This window comes from Brasilonema bromeliae SPC951 (genome assembly GCF_012912135.1).
GTDB classification, from domain to species: domain Bacteria; phylum Cyanobacteriota; class Cyanobacteriia; order Cyanobacteriales; family Nostocaceae; genus Brasilonema; species Brasilonema bromeliae.
On record NZ_QMEB01000213.1, the window covers coordinates 8,332 to 12,197 of the forward strand.

Consider the following 3,866-nt stretch of genomic DNA (forward strand, 5'->3'; position numbering starts at 1 on the left):
GGAATAGATAACAGCCCGTCACTCCAAGTCTCATAAACTTTTTCTAGGTTTTCATCTGAGGCAGTTTCAACGCTCACGAACAACTTACAGGCAATATCCAGCGTATATTTTTTCAGTTCGGAATACCAAGTCAATGTTCCCATGCGTTCCCATCGATGCAGATAACGACGGGTCATGTCTTCTATTGTCGTAGCGTACTCGGCTAATGCTCTTGGCTCAAAGGCTTGGAACAACTGCTTACGAAGTATTTGGTGAGCAGTACCCGTCTTTACTCCAATTGAGTTTGCTCCCAGTAACACCTCAAAACTTGGAGTATTGGTCATCTCGAATCGCTGACTTTCATTGGTGAACAAAAAACGGGTTGCATCTGCTCCAATGAAAACAATCGTTGGACGACCAAACAGATGAGTTTTGAAAATTGTTCCATATCGCTTTTGTCGCTGCTCGATAAAACGGGCTGGATCGCGCAAATAGCTGATGGATTCGCCAACAATGGGCAAACCGAAGCGACCAGGAGGTAACGGGAGATTTCCCTTTGGGGTTCGCCAAGCAAATCGCTGAGTCGAGAGATTGGTCATGCTGTTTTCTGCTGTTTAATGGATAAAGAAGTTTTTAAATTACGATACTGTATCGTAATTTAAAAGTAAATGTCAATTGGACAACTGCTTGGTAAGTTGTTTAGATACGGATGCCTTAGAATGACGATCGCATGAGTAAACCTGTCAAAAGTCCGCCGGGACGACCCCGTAGTGCCCAATCACATCAAGCAATTCTGCAAGCAGCCCTGGAACTGCTGGCAGAAGTTGGATTTGAGCGCATGAGTATTGATGCGATCGCAGCCCGTGCAGGAGTTGGCAAACCCACAATTTACCGGCGCTACAAATCGAAAGAAGAACTAGTTGCAGACGCGATTGAGAGTTGTAGACAAGAGTATGTCGTTCCTGACACTGGTAGCCTCTGGGGTGATATTGACGCGTTGATCAACAGTGCTGCACAAATCACATTTACCCCTTTGGGACGACAGACAGTTGCTATGATGATCAGTACTGCATCCAGCAATCCTCAGTTCGCTCAGGTCTACTGGACAAAATACCTACAACCCCGACGACAAGCCTTCGCTGTTGTATTTGAACGCGCAAAATCGAGAAATGAAATTCAGGCAGATTTAGATTCTGATCTCGTTTTTGACCTGATAAGTGGAATCATGCTTTATGCACTCGTGTTTCAAGCTACAACAGAACCTTGGGAAGCATATATTCGTCGTACCTTGCATCTTCTTCTGAGAGAACCATCAAGCTGACTTTCCCTGAACAAAAAGCTAGGGGAGTGTGAATAAGAAAAATATCATTTCACTCGATTAATGCCCAAGCAGCATAAGCATATTTGCGTAAGCCGTTGGTGATTTCTTACTCGTCCGTCTCCTGATACAACTGCTGCAACTGCTGCAACTGCGTCCTGCGTGAAGTCCGGCGATATTTCTTACTTTCTAGCTTCGGTTCGTATTGAGTCTTTCCCTTGCCTTTCGTTTTTACCTTGACAGTAGATTCAGGATCTGCCTGTTGGTTAAGCTGAGTTTGGCGCTTAATAACTTCCTCTAAAAAATCTAAGTAATGCTGATATCGTTCCCAATCTCCACGGACTACACACCCCGGTTCGTCTCGATGCAGACAATCACTAAAACGACAGCTATCAACTGCTAATCTTTGTCTTGCTTCTGGGAAATAAGTTACTAATTGTTCTGGGACACAATCAAAGTCAGGTTGATTAAAACCGGGAGTATCTGCTAATAAACCACCACTTGGCAATTCAAATAATTCCACGTGACGAGTGGTATGGCGACCTCGTGCCAGTTTACCAGAAACCTCTCCCACTCGTAAGTTAGCATTGGGAATCAGTGTATTGATCAGGCTGGACTTACCAACTCCAGAAGGTCCAGCTATCACTGTCATGTTGTCTTTGAGTTTATCTACTTTTTTATCAATATTTATACTTTTGCTCAGACTAATAAATATTGGTTGGTAGCCCCAAGTTACCAACTGCTGATTAATTTCTGCCTGTTGTTCTGTTGCAATTAAATCGCATTTATTTAAGCATAAAATCACACTTAAACCCGTAGACTCAGCTTTAACCAGAAAGCGACTAAGCTGGTACGGTTCCAAAGGCGGGTCAGCAACGGCAAATACTAAGAAAATTTGATTAATATTAGCGATCGCTGGACGATCTAATTCACTTTCACGAGGTAATACTTGAGCGATCGCCCCTCGTCCGCCAGCCCAATCTGGTTCTTCTACGACTACGCGATCGCCCACCATCACCTGTTGCCCGATTTTTTTCAACCGTGTTCTGCGAGTGCATAGAAGCATGGGGGGATGAGGAGAACTTTGCTCACTCATCTGTCTCATCCCTATATCTAACTGCACTCGGTAAAAATTAGCTTGCACGGCTAGAACTGTGCCTAGTAACTGATCGGTAGCTTCTAAGCCTTCCCCTCTCATGAGGCACTCACAGGGCGGCGGACTAGTAGAGAAAAATAACTAACACAATCTGTAATTTGCTCTACCTGATACCCTGCCATTGTCAAACTATCAGGAACCTGCTCAATCGGTTCCCCTGAATCTAGCCAGACTTCTAGTAATTCTCCGGGATTCATTTGCTCCAGACGGAGTTTCGTCCGCACAAAATTTATCGGGCAAGGGGTGCCACGCAAATCGAGTTGAGCATTAGGAGTTGAGAGGGAAGATAGACTCATCGTTGGTGAAAGAAGTTTCCCAAAAATCCTTCTAGTCCGCCTTTTCCAGTGCGATCTCCTTTTATTTTAGCGAGCTTCTCCAGAAGTTCACGTTCTTCAATTGTCAACTTATTAGGAATATCAATTAACACCGTAATCATGTGGTCGCCACGACTGACGGGATTACCCAAGCGCGGTACTCCACGATTTTCCAGCTTCATGACAGTATTTGGCTGAGTTCCTGGTGGAATCAACAATTCCTGTGGTCCATCTACAGTATTTACCTCCAAGCGACAGCCCAAAATTGCTTGCAGGTAGCTAATTTTGAGTTCCGAGAGAATATTGATTCCATCCCGATGGAATTCCTCGTCCTCATTGATAAACAGATAAACGTATAAATCTCCAGGAGGACCACTGCGTTGACCTGCATCACCTTCTGCGGAGATCCGCAAGCGTGTACCGTTGTCCACCCCAGCTGGAATGGATATTTTTAGTTTCTTCGTAACTTGTTTTGCACCCTTACCGTCGCAAGCATCACATTTATCTTCGATCACCATCCCCGTACCATTACACGTAGGACAAGTCGAAACTTGGGTGAAGCTACCAAAGGGCGTTCTGGTGACGCGACGTACTTGACCTGTTCCGGTACAAGTCGAACAAGTGCGAGGGCGAGTTCCGGGTTTAGCGCCAGATCCGCTACAAATCTCACAAGTCTCTAGATGAGAAATGCGAATTTCCTTTTCACCGCCAAAGACTGCTTCTCGAAAGTCTAGCTTTAGGTCTAGCCGCAGATCATCGCCCCGCACTGGTCCACTGCGTCGTCTTTGGGTTGTACCACCTGCACTACCAGCAAAGCCTGAGAAAATGCTTTCAAAGATATCAGCAAACCCGCCCATGTCACCCATATCTTGGAAGCCTGCACCAGATCCACCATTCACAGCAGCTTCACCAAAGCGGTCATAACGTGCGCGGGTTTCCGGCTCAGAAAGAACTTCATAAGCACGGTTAATTTCTTTGAAGCGATCTTCCGCTCCCGGTTCTTTGTTCACGTCTGGGTGATACTTCCGGGCTTGACGGCGGTAAGCATGTTTGATTTCTTCTTTGTCGGCGTCACGAGAGACACCTAGAATTTCATAAT

General features: G+C 45.5%; 5 protein-coding genes. 1 reads left to right on the forward strand and 4 read right to left on the reverse strand.

Features of this window, described 5'->3' with window-relative positions; translation table 11 throughout:
- Positions 1-578, reverse strand: a 578-nt coding sequence (locus tag DP116_RS29605; RefSeq protein WP_246275744.1) for a cytochrome P450, incomplete at its 3' end; no start/stop codon positions are given.
- A gap of 131 nt (positions 579-709) precedes the next feature.
- Between DP116_RS29605 and DP116_RS22190 the strand changes: the two genes are divergently transcribed.
- Positions 710-1,300 (forward strand): TetR/AcrR family transcriptional regulator, encoded by a 591-nt coding sequence (locus tag DP116_RS22190; protein ID WP_169157235.1) that lies wholly within the window; start codon positions 710-712, stop codon positions 1,298-1,300.
- 106 nt (positions 1,301-1,406) lie between these two features.
- Here DP116_RS22190 and rsgA read toward each other — a convergent pair whose 3' ends face one another.
- The 3 genes from rsgA to dnaJ form a co-directional block, all read right to left on the reverse strand.
- Positions 1,407-2,495, reverse strand: coding sequence for a small ribosomal subunit biogenesis GTPase RsgA (rsgA, locus tag DP116_RS22195; protein WP_169157236.1), 1,089 nt, complete (start codon positions 2,493-2,495; stop codon positions 1,407-1,409).
- Positions 2,492-2,749, reverse strand: a complete 258-nt coding sequence (locus tag DP116_RS22200; RefSeq protein ID WP_169157237.1) for a sulfurtransferase TusA family protein — start codon at positions 2,747-2,749, stop codon at positions 2,492-2,494. Before DP116_RS22200 ends, rsgA begins: the two co-directional genes overlap by 4 nt.
- Positions 2,746-3,866, reverse strand: a 1,121-nt coding sequence (dnaJ, locus tag DP116_RS22205; RefSeq protein WP_169157238.1) for a molecular chaperone DnaJ, incomplete at its 5' end; no start/stop codon positions are given. The genes DP116_RS22200 and dnaJ, both read right to left, overlap by 4 nt.